The 17,979-nt window shown below is 61.2% G+C and carries 16 protein-coding genes; 9 read left to right on the top strand and 7 right to left on the bottom strand.

Annotated elements, in window-relative coordinates:
- Nucleotides 1-33: 33 nt before the first annotated feature.
- Genes Q3A80_RS14925 through Q3A80_RS14905 form a run of 5 tightly spaced genes read right to left on the bottom strand, consistent with a single transcriptional unit; the run spans nt 34 to nt 6,686 of the window.
- Nucleotides 34-774 (bottom strand): SDR family oxidoreductase, encoded by a 741-nt coding sequence (locus Q3A80_RS14925; RefSeq protein WP_446329737.1) that lies wholly within the window; start codon nt 772-774, stop codon nt 34-36.
- A gap of 37 nt (nt 775-811) precedes the next feature.
- The gene (locus Q3A80_RS14920; protein WP_446329736.1) at nt 812-2,008 is read right to left on the bottom strand and encodes an NAD(P)/FAD-dependent oxidoreductase; all 1,197 of its coding nucleotides are present in this window, start codon (nt 2,006-2,008) and stop codon (nt 812-814) included.
- Nucleotides 2,009-2,047: 39 nt separating this feature from the next.
- Nucleotides 2,048-2,878 (bottom strand): NAD-dependent epimerase/dehydratase family protein, encoded by an 831-nt coding sequence (locus Q3A80_RS14915; protein ID WP_446329735.1) that lies wholly within the window; start codon nt 2,876-2,878, stop codon nt 2,048-2,050.
- Nucleotides 2,879-2,889: 11 nt separating this feature from the next.
- Nucleotides 2,890-4,572, bottom strand: coding sequence for a hydantoinase B/oxoprolinase family protein (locus tag Q3A80_RS14910; RefSeq protein ID WP_446329734.1), 1,683 nt, complete (start codon nt 4,570-4,572; stop codon nt 2,890-2,892).
- A gap of 2 nt (nt 4,573-4,574) precedes the next feature.
- On the bottom strand, nt 4,575-6,686 hold the full coding sequence (locus tag Q3A80_RS14905) for a hydantoinase/oxoprolinase family protein (RefSeq protein WP_446329733.1): 2,112 nt from the start codon (nt 6,684-6,686) through the stop codon (nt 4,575-4,577).
- Nucleotides 6,687-7,219: 533 nt separating this feature from the next.
- On the opposite strand from Q3A80_RS14905, the gene Q3A80_RS14900 reads away from it, so the two are divergent.
- The 9 genes from Q3A80_RS14900 (at nt 7,220) to Q3A80_RS14860 (ending at nt 16,340) form a co-directional block, all read left to right on the top strand.
- A complete protein-coding gene (locus tag Q3A80_RS14900; RefSeq protein ID WP_446329911.1) occupies nt 7,220-8,170 on the top strand; it encodes a branched-chain amino acid ABC transporter permease in 951 nt (316 codons plus the stop codon).
- A 10-nt stretch (nt 8,171-8,180) separates the two neighbouring features.
- Nucleotides 8,181-9,350 (top strand): ABC transporter permease subunit, encoded by a 1,170-nt coding sequence (locus Q3A80_RS14895; protein WP_446329732.1) that lies wholly within the window; start codon nt 8,181-8,183, stop codon nt 9,348-9,350.
- A 23-nt stretch (nt 9,351-9,373) separates the two neighbouring features.
- On the top strand, nt 9,374-10,150 hold the full coding sequence (locus Q3A80_RS14890; RefSeq protein ID WP_006478053.1) for an ABC transporter ATP-binding protein: 777 nt from the start codon (nt 9,374-9,376) through the stop codon (nt 10,148-10,150).
- Entirely contained in the window at nt 10,150-10,866 is a 717-nt protein-coding gene (locus tag Q3A80_RS14885) for an ABC transporter ATP-binding protein (RefSeq protein ID WP_006478054.1), read from the top strand. Before Q3A80_RS14890 ends, Q3A80_RS14885 begins: the two co-directional genes overlap by 1 nt.
- Before the next feature lie 38 nt (nt 10,867-10,904).
- Entirely contained in the window at nt 10,905-11,654 is a 750-nt protein-coding gene (locus tag Q3A80_RS14880; RefSeq protein WP_175929678.1) for an electron transfer flavoprotein subunit beta/FixA family protein, read from the top strand.
- Between the two features lie 16 nt (nt 11,655-11,670).
- Nucleotides 11,671-12,603, top strand: coding sequence for an electron transfer flavoprotein subunit alpha/FixB family protein (locus Q3A80_RS14875; RefSeq protein ID WP_446329731.1), 933 nt, complete (start codon nt 11,671-11,673; stop codon nt 12,601-12,603).
- Between the two features lie 103 nt (nt 12,604-12,706).
- On the top strand, nt 12,707-13,489 hold the full coding sequence (locus tag Q3A80_RS14870) for a class II aldolase/adducin family protein (RefSeq protein ID WP_446329730.1): 783 nt from the start codon (nt 12,707-12,709) through the stop codon (nt 13,487-13,489).
- A 232-nt stretch (nt 13,490-13,721) separates the two neighbouring features.
- On the top strand, nt 13,722-14,168 hold the full coding sequence (locus Q3A80_RS14865) for a hypothetical protein (protein WP_446329729.1): 447 nt from the start codon (nt 13,722-13,724) through the stop codon (nt 14,166-14,168).
- 951 nt (nt 14,169-15,119) lie between these two features.
- Complete coding sequence (locus Q3A80_RS14860; protein WP_446329728.1) at nt 15,120-16,340, top strand: porin; 1,221 nt, start codon at nt 15,120-15,122, stop codon at nt 16,338-16,340.
- Nucleotides 16,341-16,857: 517 nt separating this feature from the next.
- Here the strand turns inward: Q3A80_RS14860 and Q3A80_RS14855 are convergent.
- Together Q3A80_RS14855 and Q3A80_RS14850 are read right to left on the bottom strand one after the other, a co-directional pair.
- Nucleotides 16,858-16,989, bottom strand: coding sequence for a hypothetical protein (locus tag Q3A80_RS14855; RefSeq protein ID WP_446329727.1), 132 nt, complete (start codon nt 16,987-16,989; stop codon nt 16,858-16,860).
- A gap of 416 nt (nt 16,990-17,405) precedes the next feature.
- The coding region (locus tag Q3A80_RS14850; RefSeq protein WP_446329726.1) for an ABC transporter substrate-binding protein at nt 17,406-17,979 on the bottom strand (574 nt) is incomplete at its 5' end.

The following is a 17,979-nucleotide window of genomic DNA, read 5'->3' as shown; positions in this document are numbered from 1 at the left end:
TTCAGATTTCTCCGTACCGAAAGACTTTGGTGACTAGCTGACTGACACGATTTGCGAACCGCCGGCCGCCTGGTCCGTCGGAAAGACTTCCATCCTCGACACGTCGACGTAGTCGGGAAGCGCGATGGCGGTCGCGATCAACTCGGCGATGTGTTCAGGCTGAATCGAACGGTAAGCGTCGTACAGTTTCTCGTTCGCGCCGGTCTCGCCGAGCGCCGTGCGATACAGGCTTGTCTGTACGCGCCCCGGAGCGATCTCCGTCACGCGAACCTTGCTGCCGAGCAGGTCGCAACGCAGCGAATCGCAAAACATGCTGATTGCTGCTTTCGTTGCGCCGTATACCGCGGTGTTCGGATGCGGAAAGCGCCCGGCGCTAGAGCCGACGAAAAACAGGTGGCCGCGCTTTCGCTTCTGCATGCCGTCGAGGGCCATGTGGGCGATGCGGAGTGGCGCCCGCAAATTGACGTCGATCATGCTGTCGATGTCGGTGGGTGAACATTCGCCGAATTTCGCGATCGCCGGCAGCAGTCCGGCATTGTTGACGACGACGTCGATCTCGACGCGATCGAACAACATCTGCAACGACGACGTGTCCTGCAAATCCACGGCAATCGGTGTCGCGTCGCATTCGTCCGCTAGAGTGTCGAGTGCCGTCGCGTCGCGTCCGAGCGCATAGATCTTTAAGCCTTCCTTGGCCAGTCGGTGTGCGATCGCACGTCCGATACCGCTTGATGCGCCGGTGACGAGCGCAGCTTTGTACGGTTGAACATTCATGGTGTTGCCTTTCGTTGTGCCGTATATCCCGGCAAATTCAGATCACGCCTTCCTCGATGAAGGGCCGATTTTCGACTACGCGCTCGTAGCCCAGCGGCCCGAGATCGAGTGACCGGTATTCGCCGTAGGTGATCAACTCACTGAGGCCACGGCCGACGGCGGGCGACTGCTGCAGACCATGGCCGCTGAAACCGTTGGCGAACAAGAAGTTCGTGACTTCCGGATGCGGTCCGATGACGGCGTTGTGATCGAGCACGCAGAAGTCGTAATGTCCTGCCCATGAACTGACGACCTTGATGGCTTCGAATGCCGGGATGCGATCGGCGAGCGCAGGCCAGATCACTTCGTCGAATTCGGAATGGATGACTTCGAAGTCGTTGGCGTCGGCGAGCGGATCCGGATCTGGATAGCAGCCGGTCAGATAGTATTTCCCTTCCGGTCGGAAAAAGATCCCGGTCGCGTCGATAAGCATCGGCACGGTGCCCGTGAGGGGTGTGCGGCAGTCGAATACGAACAGGCAGCGCTTGCGCGGCTCAACCGGAATATCGAGGCCGGCAAGACGCGCCATGGCCGGCCCGCGCGTGCCCGCGGCGTTCACCATCGTTCCGCACCCGATCGTCTCGCCGCTCTTGAGCTTCACTCCGGTGATCCGCGAGCCTTCGCGGACGAGGTCAACCACTTCGTTTTCGATGTATTCGATGCCAAGCGATCGCGCCTTGCGGCGCATGCCCTGTAGCAGACCATAGCTGTCGAACCAGCCTTCGCCACTTTGCCCGTAAACGCCGCTGGCCAGTTGATCGGTATTGAGCCACGGGAAGCGCTGCTTGAGCTGTTCCGGATCAAGGAGTACGACGTCGGCGCCGTTTTCCCGTTGCGTCTGGTAGTTGCGCTCAAGCATCGGTGCACCGGCCGCGTCGCCGAGGTACAGGTAGCCGTTTTCCTTGAAGCCGAGCTCCGGGGCTTCGCCGTCAACCTCGACCCGTTCGTGGAAGTTGCGAATGAACTCCGTTCCGAACTGCGAGATCTTGATATTCAGCGGGTTCGAGAACTGTTGCCGGATCGATGCGCTCGACAATGCCGTCGCGGACTGCGCGTAGGTCCAGTCGCGCTCGACGACGAGCACCGAACCCTTGAAGTCGGGATTCTTCGCGAGGAAATACGCGGTCGCGCTCCCGACTACGGCGCCACCTACTATGACAACGTCATAGTGAGTCTTTGCTGCTTGCTGTGCCATCTCTATTCCTTCCAAAAGTGTCGTGCCGGGTTGGGGTGCTCAATCGACCTTCGGATCCTCGAAATGGCCGTCGGCGACGAACTGGCCGCCCTGGAACCGCACCGCCGGATGGCGCGGGTCGGGCGTGCCTGTGTTCGCGTAGACCTCGGCGCGGTAGAGGTCGGCCGTGTCCTTCGGTCGATATCCCAGATAGGCCGCCTGCGTGTTGTCCCAGAAGTTGGCGCTGTTATTCGAGTTGCCGTACACGATCATGTGGCCGACGCTCGGCGTCATCAGCGACTGGATGCACAGATGCGAAAAATCGTCATAGGAAAGCCAAGTGGCCAGCATGCGGCGGTCGACCGGCTTCGGGAAACACGACCCAATCCGCAGGCAGACGGATTCGATGCCGAATTTGTCGAAGTAGTAGCGCGACAGGTTCTCGACGAACGTCTTGCTGACACCGTACAGGCTGTCCGGGCGCTGCGGCGCGTTCGCGTCGATCGTCTGCGTGCATTCGTAGAAGCCGATCGCATGCACGGAGCTCGCATAGATGACGCGCTTCACACCTGCCTGACGGGCGCCTTCATAGATGTTGTAGCTGCCGACGATGTTCGAGTCGAGAATGACCTGGAACGTGTTCTCGCGAGGCGCGCCACCCATGTGGATGACCATGTCGACGCCTTTCAGCATCTCGAACACCGCGTCGCGATCGGCGAGGTCGCAAATAAAGTGCTTTTCGTTTTCCCGCACTTCGCCGAGCGACTGACGGCCGTTCAGGCTGAGCGTCTCGGCATAGGGGCGCAACGATTCACGCAGGACGGAGCCCAGCGCACCGCCGGCGCCCGTGATTAGGATGTTCTTGAACGGCGGTTTGGTGATGTCAGTCATGGGGATGCTCCTTATCGGGTGACCGACGCATCGAGGGCGTCGAGCGTGATGCCGTAGTCGTCGCGCAGTTGCGCTTCGGAGATGTATTCGTTGCGGATGTCGCGCAGCAGCTCTTCCTTGCTGCGTTGTTCCGGCGAACCGACTCCGCCTCCACCGGGCAGCGATAGCACGACGCGCTGATAGTCGCCGACAGCCTGCGTGCCTTTGCCCTTCATCTTCGTACCGTCGGACAGCTCGACCTGTCCGGCCGCGCCGGGTTTGCCGCCGGCGTGGCCGCGGGCAGGGTGGTCGATACGGTCGAACATCGCATTGAAGCGGAATTGATAACCGGCGCGCGGGCCGATCTCAACGATCTGGCCGAGACCGCCGCGGTGTTTGCCCGCGCCACCGGAGCCGGAGCGCATTTCCTTGCGCCACACGACGATCGGCCCGACCTGTTCGGTGGCCTCGACCGACATCGCATGGACGCCGCTCGGAAACGCCGTCGCCGACAGGCCGTCGAGTTCGGCACGTGCGCCGGTGCCGCCGCTGTTGAACATCAGGATCTCGGCACCCTTGAGGCCGGAGTCCTCACGTGCCGGCCGTGCGCTGACATGCAGATTCCATAGTGCGCCTGCGCCTTCGGTTGGCGCGCGGTTCGGCAGGATCTTATCGAGCGCGCCCAGGACCAAGTCCGGAACGAAGTGTCCCAGCACATGCCGGACAGCGACAGGGCTCGGGCGCTGCGCGTTCAGAATGCAGCCAGTCGGCGCCTGTACGCGGAACGGCTCGAGCGACGCCGCGTTGTTGGGCACCTCGGGTGCAATGATGCACTTCAGCCCATAGCATGCATAGGCCTTCGCATACAGCAGAGGAACGTTGATCCCGAACGGGCTGGCAGGCGACGAACCGGCAAAGTCGGCCAACAGGTGATCGTCGGCAACCGTCAGCGTGACGTTCAACTTGACCGGCGAGTCGTAGCCGTCGAGCGTCATGTCGTTCGTCTTCGTACCCTTCGGCAGCGCGGCGATCCGTTCGAGCGTGGCTTCGCGGCTGCGCGCGAGAATGAACTCGCCGATGCCTTCGACATCTCGGAGCCCGAATTCCTTCAACATTTCAAGCAGGCGCTTGTGTCCCGTTTCGTTGCACGAAGCCAGTGCGTAGAGGTCGCCGACGACCTTGTCCGCTTCACGAACGTTGTTGCGCAGGATGTTGATGAGATCGCGATTGACTTCACCTCGCTCGATCAACTTCATGATCGGGACGAAGAGGCCTTCCTCGTAGATTTCCCGCGAATCCGGGCCGAACCCACGGCCGCCGATGTCTACCACGTGCGCGGTGCTGGCGAAGTAGCCGATCAATTCACCATCGAGGAACGAAGGGGAGACGACCGTGAAGTCGTGCAGGTGGCCAGTCCCTCGCCACGGATCGTTGGTCAGGTAGACATCGCCTTCGTACATCCGGTCGACACCGATCTCGTTCATGAAGTGCTCGACGGCTTCCGCCATCGTGTTGACGTGACCGGGCGTACCGGTCACCGCCTGCGCGAGCATCCGTCCGCTCTTGTCGAAGATTCCGGCTGACAAATCGCCCGCTTCGCGCACGCTGGTGCTGAACGCCGTGCGGATCAGGGCCATCGCCTGCTCCTCGACGACGGAGATCAGGCGGTTCCACATCACCTGCATGCGGATGGTGTCAATGTTGTTGAGTGACATGGTTACTCCTGATTCGCGATAGCAGCGGTCAATTCTTTGGACGTTACGAGCAGGCAACCGTCGGGCTGGACGGTCGCGTTGAACGAGGACGTGATGAGGGTCGAGGTCTCGGGTTCGACTATGATCGCCGGGCCGACGACGGTCTCACCCACGCCGAGCGTTTCGCGCTCGACGATGGCTGCTTCAACGAATTGATGCAGTGCTGCGTCGAAAATCTCGCGGGTCTTCGGGGCGCGGACCGGATCGAGACTATCGACCAGTTGCAACCGTTCGACCGGCGGAAGCGGGGAGCTCGCCTTGACTGCCCAACTCACGATCTCGACATCCAGCCCGTCGATCGGACGACCGAAGAATTGCGTATAGGCTTTCGTGAACAACTCGGAGAAGGTGACACGATCCTCCGCCACGAACGGGCGATAGGGAATTGCGATAGGAATTTCCCAGCCCTGACCGACGTACCGCATAAACGCCTTCACCTCGACCACCGGCTCGACATCGCCCGATCCCTGGCGCGCAAAGTGGATGGCCTCGGTGCTGAGCTGCTCGACGATCTCGTTGAGCGCACGCGCGTCGAAGTCGTTGAACCGCATGCTCGCACTACGGACGCTCTCGTAGCCGAACGGCGCGCGCAGGAAGCCGATCGCGGAGCCGACGCCAGCGCCGGGCGGCACGATGAACTTCCGGATGCCGCTCTTCTCGCACAGTCGCGCGGCATGCAGCGGGCCGGCTCCACCGAACGTGATCATCGTGTAGTCGCTGATGTCCTTGCCGCTTTCGACTGCGTGCACGCGGGCGGCATTGCTCATGTTCTCGTCGACGACTTCCGCAACGCCGTATGCAGCTTCTTCCGCACTGAGCGACAGCGCGGCACCGACGTCATCCAGCATTGCGCGTGACGCATTAGCGTTCGACAGCGGAATGGAGCCGCCGGCGAAATTGTTCGGATCGAGGCGGCCGAGCAGAAGGTCAGCGTCCGTCACGGTCGGCTGCGTGCCGCCGCGCTGGTAACACGCAGGACCGGGCTCGGATGCGGCGCTATGCGGGCCGACGCGGATTTGCCGCATCACGTCGAGCGAGGCGATGGAACCGCCGCCCGCACCGATTTCCACCATCTCGACGACCGGGATCGAAATCGGCATACCGCTACCTTTTTTGAAGCGGTAGGTGCGCGCGACTTCGAACGTGTTGGCGGTCTTGGGCGTGAAATCGTCGATCAGGCAGATCTTCGCCGTCGTGCCGCCCATGTCGAACGACAGCACGGTGTCGAGGCTGTATCGCGCAGCGATATGCGCGGCGAAGATGGCGCCGCCTGCGGGACCCGACTCCACGAGGCGCACCGGGAATTCCGATGCGCTGTCGATCGACACGATGCCGCCGCCGGAGTGGATGATGAAGATCGGGCACACGGCGCCGGCCGCACGCACCTGGCCGAGCAGGCGGTCCAGATACGACTTCATGATCGGACGGACATAGGCGTTTGCGCAGACCGTGTTGAAACGCTCGAACTCGCGAATCTGCGGCGAAACTTCGCTCGAGATCGACACGGAGACATGTGGCAGCCGCCTTTCGATTGCGTCGCGCATCATGCGCTCGTGCACGCCGTTGACGTAGGCGTGAATGAAGCCGATGGCGACGCTCTCATAGCCGCCTTGCTCGATGTGGTCCACGACGCGGTCGACCTGAGCTTCCGTCGGGGCCAGCAGAATGCCGCCTTGCGCATCGATGCGCTCGCTCAGCGTGAAGCGGTCGCAACGCTCGATGAGCGGCGGCGGCAGCTTGATGTTCAGATCGTATTGCTCGAACCGATTTTCGGTTCGCATCTCGATCGTGTCGCGGAAGCCTTCCGTCGTGACGAAGGCGGTTTTTGCCCCTCGCCGCTCGATGAGGGCGTTCGTCGCGAGCGTCGTGCCGTGAATGATGACGCCGATGTCCTTCAGTTCGATGCCAGCCTTGCCTGCAACGATGCTGACGCCTTTGATGATCGCGCGTTCGGGCGCGGTGTAATCCGTAAGGACCTTGGTGGAAAAGAGCTTTCCACCGAGCTCGAGCGCGACATCGGTAAAGGTCCCGCCGATATCAACACCGACTCGTGCCTTGTCGTGACTGGCCACCATGACTCTCCTGTTTAAACCATTGCATGCGCCTGGCGTACGCCTGGCAGATTCGCGATTCACGAACACCGGATCGCGGGGTGGCGCAGTGGCTGCCCGTCACGATCCTTGCCGACCCCGCACACGACGATCAAAGCGTGCTGAGCTGCTGTTTTGCTCGTTGACATATGATGAGTGACGTCTTACAGTAATGTCAACAGAGACAAATAAATTTCCGGCTAAAGCACCTCGGCGCGCGCTGCTTTTTCTACTTAAACCAATGTTTTATAAGGTATTTGTTGTTGTGCGTTGTGGCGGATGGCGACCCGCGACAACCTCGGCATGTAACTATACGCGACGCACAAAATTTGCAAAAACTATTTTTTTCGGAGATTTTTGAGGGCGGTGAGATGTGACGCGGCCGAGGGCGGGAGGTGTTCGGGCAAACCCGTAGGCGTGCTTCCCCGGGTGGGTTCTTCTTGCGTTGTTGTGTCAGCGATTGGCGCTGGTGAGTTCGTTCAATTTGCCCCCGGTAAGTGGGGCGTCATGGAGTGTCGGTGGATATTTTCATACAGCAGATCCTCAACGGGCTGGTGCTCGGCAGTGTCTACGCCATCATCGCGTTGGGCTACACGATGGTGTACGGCATTCTCGGCATCATCAACTTTGCGCATGCGGATGTATTGATGGTGGGCGCGATGGTCGCGCTATCCGCCATTACCGTGTTGCAGAACCACTTCCCGCAGCTGGGCAACGTCGCGACGCTGACGATCGGCCTTGGCATCGCCGCGATCGTCTGCGCCTGCGTGGGCTACACGATCGAGCGGGTAGCGTATCGGCCGCTGCGCCGCGCACCGCGTCTCGCCCCGCTGATCACCGCGATCGGCGTGTCGATCCTGCTGCAGACGGCCGCGATGATCATCTGGTCGCGCAATCCGCTGCCGTTTCCGCAATTGCTGCCGACCGACCCGATCAACGTGATCAAGGCCACCGACACGACGCCCGGCGCCGTGATCTCGTTGACCGAAATTGTGATCATCGCGGTCGCGTTCATCGTGATGGCCGGCCTTCTGCTGCTCGTGCACAAGACCAAGCTCGGACGCGCAATGCGCTCGATTGCGGAGAACCCCAATAACGCGAGCCTGATGGGCGTGAACCCGAACTTCGTGATCTCGGCGACGTTCATGATCGGTTCGGCGCTTGCGGCACTTGCCGGCGTCATGGTGGCGTCGGAATACGGCAACGTGCACTTCTATATGGGCTTCATCCCAGGGATCAAGGCGTTCACTGCAGCGGTGCTGGGCGGGATCGGCAACCTCGGCGGCGCAATGGTCGGTGGTGTGGTGTTGGGTCTGATTGAGCAGCTGGGCGCTGGCTATATCGGCGATCTGACAGGCGGCGTGTTCGGCAGCAACTACCAGGACGTGTTCGCATTCATCGTGCTGATCATCGTGCTGGTGTTCCGTCCGTCCGGCCTGTTGGGCGAGCGTGTGGCCGATCGCGCATAAGGAGAATGAGATGAATTCCACCCAACAGATCGAACCTTCGCTGACCCTCGTTGAAGAGCGCAACACGACGAAGACCATCATCATCGGCATCCTGACCGCCGCGTTCGTGATCGCCGCGCCGATCATCATCGGCTCGGCCGGCGGCAACTACTGGGTCCGCGTGCTCGACTTCGCGATGCTGTACGTGATGCTCGCGCTGGGCCTGAACGTGGTGGTCGGCTTCGCCGGCCTGCTCGACCTCGGCTACATCGCGTTCTACGCGGTGGGCGCCTACACGGCGGCGCTCCTGAGCTCGCCGCACCTGACCTCGCAGTTCGAGTGGATCGCGGCGTTCGCGCCGAACGGGCTGCACGTGCCGTTCCTGCTGATCGTGCCGATCGCGATGGCGCTGGCGGCGACCTTCGGGATCCTGCTCGGCGCGCCGACGCTGCGCCTGCGCGGCGACTACCTGGCGATCGTCACGCTCGGCTTCGGTGAAATCGTCCGGATCTTCATGAACAACCTCGACCGTCCGGTGAACATCACCAACGGCCCGAAGGGGATCACGGGCATCGATCCGGTGCACGTCGGCGGCTTCAACCTGTCGCAGACGCATACGCTGTTCGGCTTCCAGCTGCCGTCGGTGTACATGTACTACTACCTGTTCGTGCTCTGCTCGCTGCTGGTGATCTGGGTGTGTACGCGTCTGCAGCACTCGCGTATCGGCCGCGCGTGGGCCGCGATCCGCGAAGACGAGATCGCCGCGAAGGCGATGGGCATCAACACCCGTAACGTGAAGCTGCTCGCGTTCGCGATGGGCGCGTCGTTCGGCGGCCTGTCGGGCTCGATGTTCGGTGCGTTCCAGGGCTTCGTGTCGCCCGAGTCGTTCACGTTCTGGGAATCGATCGTCGTGCTCGCCTGCGTGGTGCTCGGCGGCATGGGCCACATCCCGGGCGTGATCCTGGGCGCGGTGCTGCTCGCGATCTTCCCGGAATTCCTGCGCTCGACGATGAGCCCGCTGCAGCACGCGCTGTTCGGTCATGACATCGTCGACACCGAAGTGATCCGTCAGGCGCTGTACGGCCTCGCGATGGTGATCATCATGCTGTACCGCTCGGAAGGCCTGTGGCCCGCGCCGAAGCATGAGGACAAGATCGCGAAACTGGCGAAGCGCAACAGCAAGAAGCCGGTGCGCGCTTAACCTACGGACAAGGGGATACACACATGAGCGACAAGCAAATCCGACTGTCCGTCTCGGGCGTGAACAAGCGCTTCGGCGGGCTGCAGGCGCTGTCCGACGTCGGCCTGCAGATCCGCGAAGGCGAGATCTACGGTCTGATCGGCCCGAACGGCGCCGGCAAGACGACGTTCTTCAACGTGATCACGGGCCTCTACACGCCCGACTCCGGCGACTTCAAGCTGGACGGCACGAACTACACGCCGACGGCCGTGCACCAGGTGGCCAAGGCTGGCATCGCGCGCACGTTCCAGAACATCCGCCTGTTCGGCGGGATGACGGCGCTCGAGAACGTGATGGTGGGCCGCCACGTGCGCACCAAGCACGGGCTGCTCGGCGCGGTGTTCCAGACGCCGGCCGAACGCCAGGAAGAGCGCGAGATCAAGGAACGCGCGATCGAGCTGCTCGAATACGTCGGCGTGCTGCAGTACGCGGACTACACGTCGCGCAACCTGTCGTACGGTCACCAGCGTCGGCTGGAAATCGCCCGGGCCCTCGCGACCGACCCGAAGCTGCTCGCGCTCGACGAGCCGGCAGCCGGGATGAACGCGACCGAGAAGGTCGAACTCACGCGCCTGCTCGACAAGATCCGCTCGGACGGCCGCACGATTCTCCTGATCGAGCACGACGTGAAGCTCGTGATGGGGCTGTGCAACCGGATGACGGTGCTCGATTACGGCAAGGTGATCGCCGAAGGTCTGCCGCAGGACGTGCAGAAGAATCCGAAGGTGATTGAGGCATATCTCGGCGCAGGGGTGCACTGATGGCAGCGGCAATGTTGAAAATCAAGGGCTTGCAGGTCAACTACGGCGGCATCCAGGCCGTCAAGGGCGTTGACATGGAAGTCCGTCAGGGCGAGCTCGTGACGCTGATCGGTGCGAACGGCGCCGGCAAGACCACGACGATGAAGGCGATCACCGGCCTGAAGCCGTACTCGGCGGGCGACATCGAGTACGAAGGCAAGTCGATCAAGGGCATCCCGTCGCACGAGCTGCTCAAGCGCGGCCTCGCGATGGTGCCGGAAGGCCGCGGGATCTTCGCGCGCATGTCGATCATCGAGAACATGCAGATGGGCGCGTACCTGCGCAACGACAACGAGCAGATCAAGAAGGACGTCGACCGCATGTTCGGCTTCTTCCCGCGCCTGAAGGAACGGGCGACGCAGCTCGCGGGCACGCTGTCGGGCGGCGAGCAGCAGATGCTGGCGATGTCGCGCGCGATCCTGTCCAAGCCGAAGCTGCTGCTGCTCGACGAACCGTCGATGGGGCTGTCGCCGATCATGGTCGAGAAGATCTTCGAAGTGGTGCGCGAGATCTCGAAGGAAGGCATCACGGTGCTGCTGGTCGAGCAGAACGCACGCCTCGCGCTGCAGGCGGCCGACCGCGGCTACGTGATGGATTCGGGCACGGTCACGATGGAAGGCGACGCGAAGCAGATGCTCGACGATCCGAAGGTGCGGGCCGCGTATCTGGGCGAATAGATTGCTTTAATTGATTTTGTTTTGCGAAAGGACAGAAAATGAAAATCCTGGTGCCAGTGAAAAGAGTGGTCGATTACAACGTGAAGGTCCGCGTGAAGTCGGACAACACGGGCGTCGACATCGCGAACGTGAAGATGTCGATGAACCCGTTCGACGAAATCGCCGTTGAAGAAGCCGTGCGCCTGAAGGAAGCGGGCGTCGCGACCGAAGTGATCGCGGTGTCGGTGGGCGTGACGCAAGCGCAGGAAACGCTGCGCACGGCGCTCGCGATCGGCGCGGATCGCGCGATCCTCGTCGAGTCGAACGACAGCGTCGAGCCGCTGGCCGTCGCGAAGATCCTGAAAGCGCTGGTCGACAAGGAGCAACCGCAGCTGGTGATCCTCGGCAAGCAGGCGATCGACGACGATTCGAACCAGACGGGCCAGATGCTGGCTGCGCTGGCAGGTCTCCCGCAAGCGACGTTCGCGTCGAAGGTGACGATCGCCGACGGCCGTGCGACGGTTGCGCGCGAAGTCGACGGCGGCGCGGAAACGCTGTCGCTGACGCTGCCGGCGGTCGTGACGACCGACCTGCGCCTGAACGAGCCGCGCTACGTGACGCTGCCGAACATCATGAAGGCGAAGAAGAAGCCGCTGGAAACGGTGAAGCCGGAAGACCTCGGCGTGGACGTCACGCCGCGTCTGAAGACGCTGAAGGTGGCCGAGCCGCCGAAGCGCGCAGCCGGCGTGAAGGTGCCGGACGTGAAGACGCTGGTCGAGAAGCTGAAGACCGAAGCCAAGGTGCTGTAAGAGGGAGCGCAAAGAAATGACGATTCTGGTGATTGCAGAACACGACAACGCGTCGATCAAGGCCGCGACGCTGAACACGGTGGCGGCGGCTGCGAAGATCGGCGGTGACATCCACGTGCTGGTCGCGGGCCACAACGCGCAAGCGGCGGCCGACGCGGCGGCGAAGATCGCAGGTGTATCGAAGGTGCTGCTCGCCGACGCGCCGCAACTGGCCGAAGGCCTCGCGGAAAACGTCGAGGCGACCGCGCTGAACATCGCGAAGGACTACTCGCACATCCTCGCGCCGGCCACCGCCTACGGCAAGAACGTCGCGCCGCGCATCGCCGCGAAGCTGGACGTCGCGCAGATCTCGGACATCACGGCGGTCGATTCGGCCGACACGTTCGAGCGTCCGATCTACGCGGGCAACGCGATCGCGACGGTGCAGTCGAGCGATCCGATCAAGGTCATCACGGTGCGTGCGACGGGTTTCGATCCGGTGGCAGCCGAAGGCGGCAGCGCGGCGGTCGAGAAGATCGAAGCGGCGGCCGACGCCGGCAAGTCGCAGTTCGTGAGCCGTGAGGTGACGAAGCTCGACCGTCCGGAACTCACCAGCGCGAACATCATCGTGTCGGGCGGCCGCGGTCTGGGCAGCGGTGAAAATTACACGAAGGTGCTGGAGCCGCTGGCCGACAAGCTGTCGGCAGCCCTCGGCGCATCGCGCGCGGCAGTGGACGCCGGCTACGTGCCGAACGACTATCAGGTCGGCCAGACCGGCAAGATCGTCGCGCCGCAGTTGTACATCGCGGTGGGCATCTCGGGGGCGATCCAGCACCTGGCCGGGATGAAGGATTCGAAGGTGATCGTCGCGATCAACAAGGATCCGGAAGCACCGATCTTCAGCGTGGCCGATTACGGCCTCGTCGGCGATCTGTTCGAAGTCGTTCCGACACTGGCCGGGACCCTGTAATCCAAATTCTGAGCGAATCACAACACGGTGATGCAGACACCTGCTGTAACGCAGCCGCATCACAATCCTTGATAGTTGCTTCCATTAACGGAGAGTACCCCTTATGATTTCCACGACCGATCCTCATATCAATCGCAAGCCGCGCAACATTTCGCAGGCGGAGTGGGACACCCGAGTACAGGTCGCGGCGGCGTATCGCCTTGCCGCCAAATTTGGTCTCACCGATCTGATTTATACGCACATCTCGGCGCGAGTGCCGGATACTGACGATCAATTCCTGATCAACCCGCACGGCTGGTTCTTCGATGAAATCACGGCGTCGTCGTTGGTGAAGATCGACGTCAACGGCAATCCGATCGGCGATGATCGCTTCGAAGTCAACGCGGCGGGCTTCACGATCCATAGCGCGCTGCACACGGCGCGACATGATGTCGAATGCGTTGTTCACCTTCATACGACGCACGGAATGGCCGTTGCAGCGATGGAGTGCGGTCTGCTTCCACTGAACCAAATCAGCATGCAGTTCTACAACCGTGTCGCTTACCACGAGTACGAAGGGATTTCACTCGAACTCGACGAACGTGAGCGCATCGTTAAGTCGATCGGCGAAAAGGACTACCTTATTCTGCGCAACCATGGTTTGCTGACCACAGGGCGCTCCGTGGCCGAGGCATTCACGCGGATGTATTACTTGAACAAGGCTTGCGAGATCCAGGTGGTTACCTTGTCGGCCGGTCAGAAAGTGACGGTACCCTCGCCCGAGGTCTGTGAGCACGCTGCCAAACAACACGACGACTATGCGTACCTAGATACCGTTCATCTGGATCGGGAATGGACTGCGTTGCTGCGTTTGTTGGAGCGTGACGGGTCGGATTACCGCTCCTGAGGCTGCATCGAGACGTGTGCGAGCGAGAAGCCGTCCTGGACAGGGATGTCTCTCGCTCCCAAGGTCAATGGGCAGCCATGGTTTTTTGCATTGACGAACTCGTTCTAGGTGAGAAGTGAAACGGTACCAATTCGCCTCGACTCGAGGATTTTTTTTCCGAGCGTTGCGCTTTCCCTTCCCCGTTGTATGGAATACGGAAAGGGGATTCCTCGGCGTGGCAGGGAATCCAAGATTGATCAACGAATGGAAAACCCGTACCGAAGTACCGTTAGAATGCCTGTTTGACGTCGAAGTGATACCGGATGAGTCGGGTGCTGCAACAGGGTCGCTTTTAGTCGACGCGCCCGACAACGTTGCGTCGACCGAACCCGACTGGAACCATCTTGCGCAACTTTTGATGTGTTCGAAGTTTGGTTTCGGTCTTGCGCTTACACAAAGCATGTTCAACCTTCCGACTTACCCTTGGGCAATCGAAGCGACGGCAATGAAACTCGGCGTGAGCCGACGTTTCCTGCAAATGGCCCTTTTCCGCGAATCGTACAGCTTCGAATCAGCGCTTCGGCGGTGTCGCGCATTGAACCACCTCTTGACCAGTGGCGATTCCCCGCTTCATTTCGCCGGGAAGGCCAGCGACAGGTATTCCTTGACGGCGGCAATGGCGTGTGGCACGGCGCGTTAGGTCAACTAGAACGTTCCCTTGGATCGCGAGGCGATTTCCTGCCTGCTTAGAACGTACGGACTTTGGTAATAAAGGCAGTATGAAGCGATTATGATGCGGGGCGCGAAACTGCTTTGAATGACGAGGGTGACCGGATCGGCAGGAATCAAAATTTCTGTTGCTTCTCGAGAAAGATCTATGTTGCCGTATTCGGCGGCGGCGAGTGGTGATGGCTATGTTTCCAAAAGCTGATATTAGTTCGAGTGAGGCAAGCGGGGCATATGCCAGGCGTGATCTGACCTTGCCCCTGTTTCGCGAATCCCATAGCTGAGAGATTTACGCGGCCCTTCCGTGTTGAGCGGCGAACCAGTTTTTCTGTGTCTGCGAAATCACGGGCAATGTATCGCTGCTCACCGGGACGAACTCGTGGTTCTCGGAATCGCTTCCGTGGATAACGCTTGCTGTCGGCGTGTTCGGCGCGGGATTCGCATGCTGGCTGAAAGCCGCTCGTCCTGAACTGTACAAGGGTATGGGCCGGCTGCTCGATGAAGCGTGACGCCGCGTAGTGCGACGATATTCGCCCTCGCCGAGCATGTTTGACGAGGGCGAATTGCGTGATGCGGGGCGCGCGCTGCACCGTGTGATGCAGGCGGCTGAGCGGACGATGCCGTGCCCGAGCCGGTGCGATCACTCACAGGGTGCATGGCATCGGCCGCGTGCGGGACGTCGGATGGCGGGCCTGCATATGCGCCATATTCGCGCGCAGATGTGTTTGGTCTTGCCGCGCAACTGACGATATTGTCAGAACGCTGGGGTGATTGGTGCTTTCCCTCGAGTTTCGCGAATTCATCCGAACGACTGATTTCACGTGCGAGTCATCCGATAAAAATCATCGTACTCCGAATTAATTGGCAGGACCGGAAAGGGACCGTTGCTCGAGTCGGTGTGTTTTGATCATTTGAGGAGACAGCGGTGTTCAACAATAGTGCGACGAAGGCAGGGTGGATGGTTGGCGCGATGACGGTACTGTGTTCGCCGGTCAGTTATGCGCAGAGCAGTGTGACTCTGTATGGCATTATCGATACGGGCGTGACCTATGTGAGCAACCAGCAGGTTGCATCGCCTGCCGGCGGGGTCTCGGGGAAGGGCGCGTGGTCGATGAGTACAGGTAACTTGTCGCCGACCAGTCTCGGCCTTCGCGGCTCGGAAGATCTGGGTGGGGGCGCGAGCGTGGTGTTCAACCTGCAGAGTTATTTCCCGTCGAACAACGGCGCGCTGTTCCAGGCGAATAATCTGTTCGATGCGACCGCGATGGTGGGCTTGAAATCCGATGCCTGGGGCATGCTGACCGCAGGGCGGCAGTTCGATTCGTATACCAATGCGCTGGCGCCCTTTGCGATCAGCAATACCTGGGCCGGGGCGGCAGGAGCGCACTTCGGGGACATCGACAACGTCAATGGTGCCTTCAGCCTCAACAACGGTGTTCAATATACGAGCCCGACATTTCACGGGCTCAACGTGAGCGGCACCTTCGGTTTTGGCAATCACGCCGGTGCGTTTTCCACCGATCGCGCGTGGGCGGCGGCGGTCAATTATACGAACGGGCCGTTTTCATTGGGCGCGGGATACCTATCGCTGCGCAACCCGCTCACGGCGGCCCTAGGCGGCAGTTCGGGGTATATCGGCGAGCTCAGCTGCGGGCAGCCTGCGGCTAACTACTGCGGTCTGCAGGATGCAAGCGAGGTGCGCACGTTCGGTCTCGGCGCCGGTTATACGATGGGCGCGCTGGCGCTCAATGCGATGCTGACGCGCTCCATCCTGGTCGATAGCCGGTATCTCGCTTCTTCGGGCGGGCCGGTGAGCGACGTGCGTTTCGATACCGCAGAGCTCGGCGGGTTGTACAACGTTACGTCAGCGTTCCAGTTGGGTCTCGGTTATAGCTATACGCAGGCGAAGATCCGGGCGCTGGATTCGAAAACGAACATCCACAAGCTGTCGGTGGGCGCAATCTACAGCTTGTCGAAACGTACTCAACTTTATGTGCTCGGCAGTCTGGAAAAGATGACCGGTGCGGGGCTTGGCATCAATCCGGAAACCGGCGCCTTCGAGAATTACGCACAGATTGGCTATCAGCTCGGCTCGAACACGTCGTCGCAGATTGCGGCTTCCGTCGGCATCAAGCACTCTTTCTGAAAATACCCCGCGGTCATATGACGGACCGGTCAAGCTACGATTACCGGCACCCTGCTGGGAGCGTGGCGCGGCCGCTTAACGAGATGACTTGCATGTCTACCATGGATCGAAGCTGGACGGCGTTCCACGATCCGATGTCGGACGTGCGCTTGCGTGCCAGATCCCCATCCGGTCGCCCGCCATGTTAATGGCGCCGACCCAAGGTTTGGTGCGGAGCAGCATCGACGGGGTAAAGGCCGCGAAGATCGGCGTCGGGTTGATGTGCCGGGTCCACGGAATTCGCTGCGCGAGCTCGGCGCGTGCGAGGCCGCCAACGGCCACGAGTGCGATGCCCGTCGGCTACTTCGACGCGCGCTTGCCGTGTGCCGTAATCAATCCAAGCACCGCGATCACAAGCAGATGCGCAGGCAGCGGCGGGGCGCCGACACGCAAGTCGAATACACGCCAACACCGCTCCTTGAGGTGGTCTTGTCGCGGCGGACTTAATGCGTTGCAGTTACCATTATCGTTTGTCTGTTTAGTCAAAAATCAGCAGCACCGCGTGGTACACGACATGATCTGCGGCGAAGATCATGACCGTAAAGCCGAGCATCCGTTGCATGCCGACACCCGCCAACGTGAAGACGGGCGCGGCCCAGAACGACTGCATCATACGCCACCGGATAGCCGAGCAGGATCACGCCTGCGATCAACATCAAGAAGATCACCGCATTCGCGCCGGAAAACGCGACGTGCTGAAATTGCGTCAACACGATCAGACCGACGCGCACCGCACGATGAACGCGCTACCGATCCACGAATGCTGCACTTTGTTGCGAAGTTCAGCCCGCCTCCGGGTTTCTTGCGGATAGGCTCGTCGGGATGGCGGTCGGTATCGAGTGACACAGCATCGATATCACGCGGACGCAGCCACGCCAGCACGAACGGCATCGCGACGCACATGATGAACGTCGGTACGAGATTGAAGCGCGTGAAAACCGGTTAGCCGAAGGGCAGCACCGCTTTGTTGACTGACCTAGGTACCGCTAAGTTGATAGATTGCATCGCCGTAGGTCGCCATTAACCTTACGGCGCGACCGATGCGCCCGTGATGCCGTGCCGCCGCAGACAATCCGCGACGAAGCCTGACGCCTTCATCTCTTCGACGAAATCGCCGAGGAACGCGGCCGCCGCTGCGCCGCGGCTCTTCGGCACACCCATTGCCTGACGGATCACCATGAAACGCTCGTCGAGCAGACGCAGGCCTGGCGTCTTCGACGCATCGGCTTCCAGTTGCTGTTTTACGCCCGCGGCGACTTCGAGCTGCTGTTCGACGAACGTCGGCACGACGGCCGGCGACGTCGGCGCGCGCACGATCTGCGCGGCCTTCAGTTCGCGCGTGAGGAACAGGTCGTACGCACTGCCCTTGCCGACGGCCACGCGGTTGTGCGGCTGATCGACGTCCGCATTGCTTCGGATCGGCGAGTCGTCGCGCACCAGATAGAACCCTTCGATCAGCACGTACGGCTCGGTGAACGCGACCGTTTCGCCGCGTAGCGGATCGACCGCGAAGAACCCGAAATCGGCCCGCTCGTCGGTCAACGCCTGCACGGACTTGCGGGCCGCATCGAACACCACCAGCTCGAGCTCGGCGGAAAGC

This window comes from Burkholderia sp. SR8 (assembly GCF_052851275.1).
Note: the sequence above shows the minus strand (reverse complement) of the source record. Positions and strands in the feature narration are given on the sequence as shown.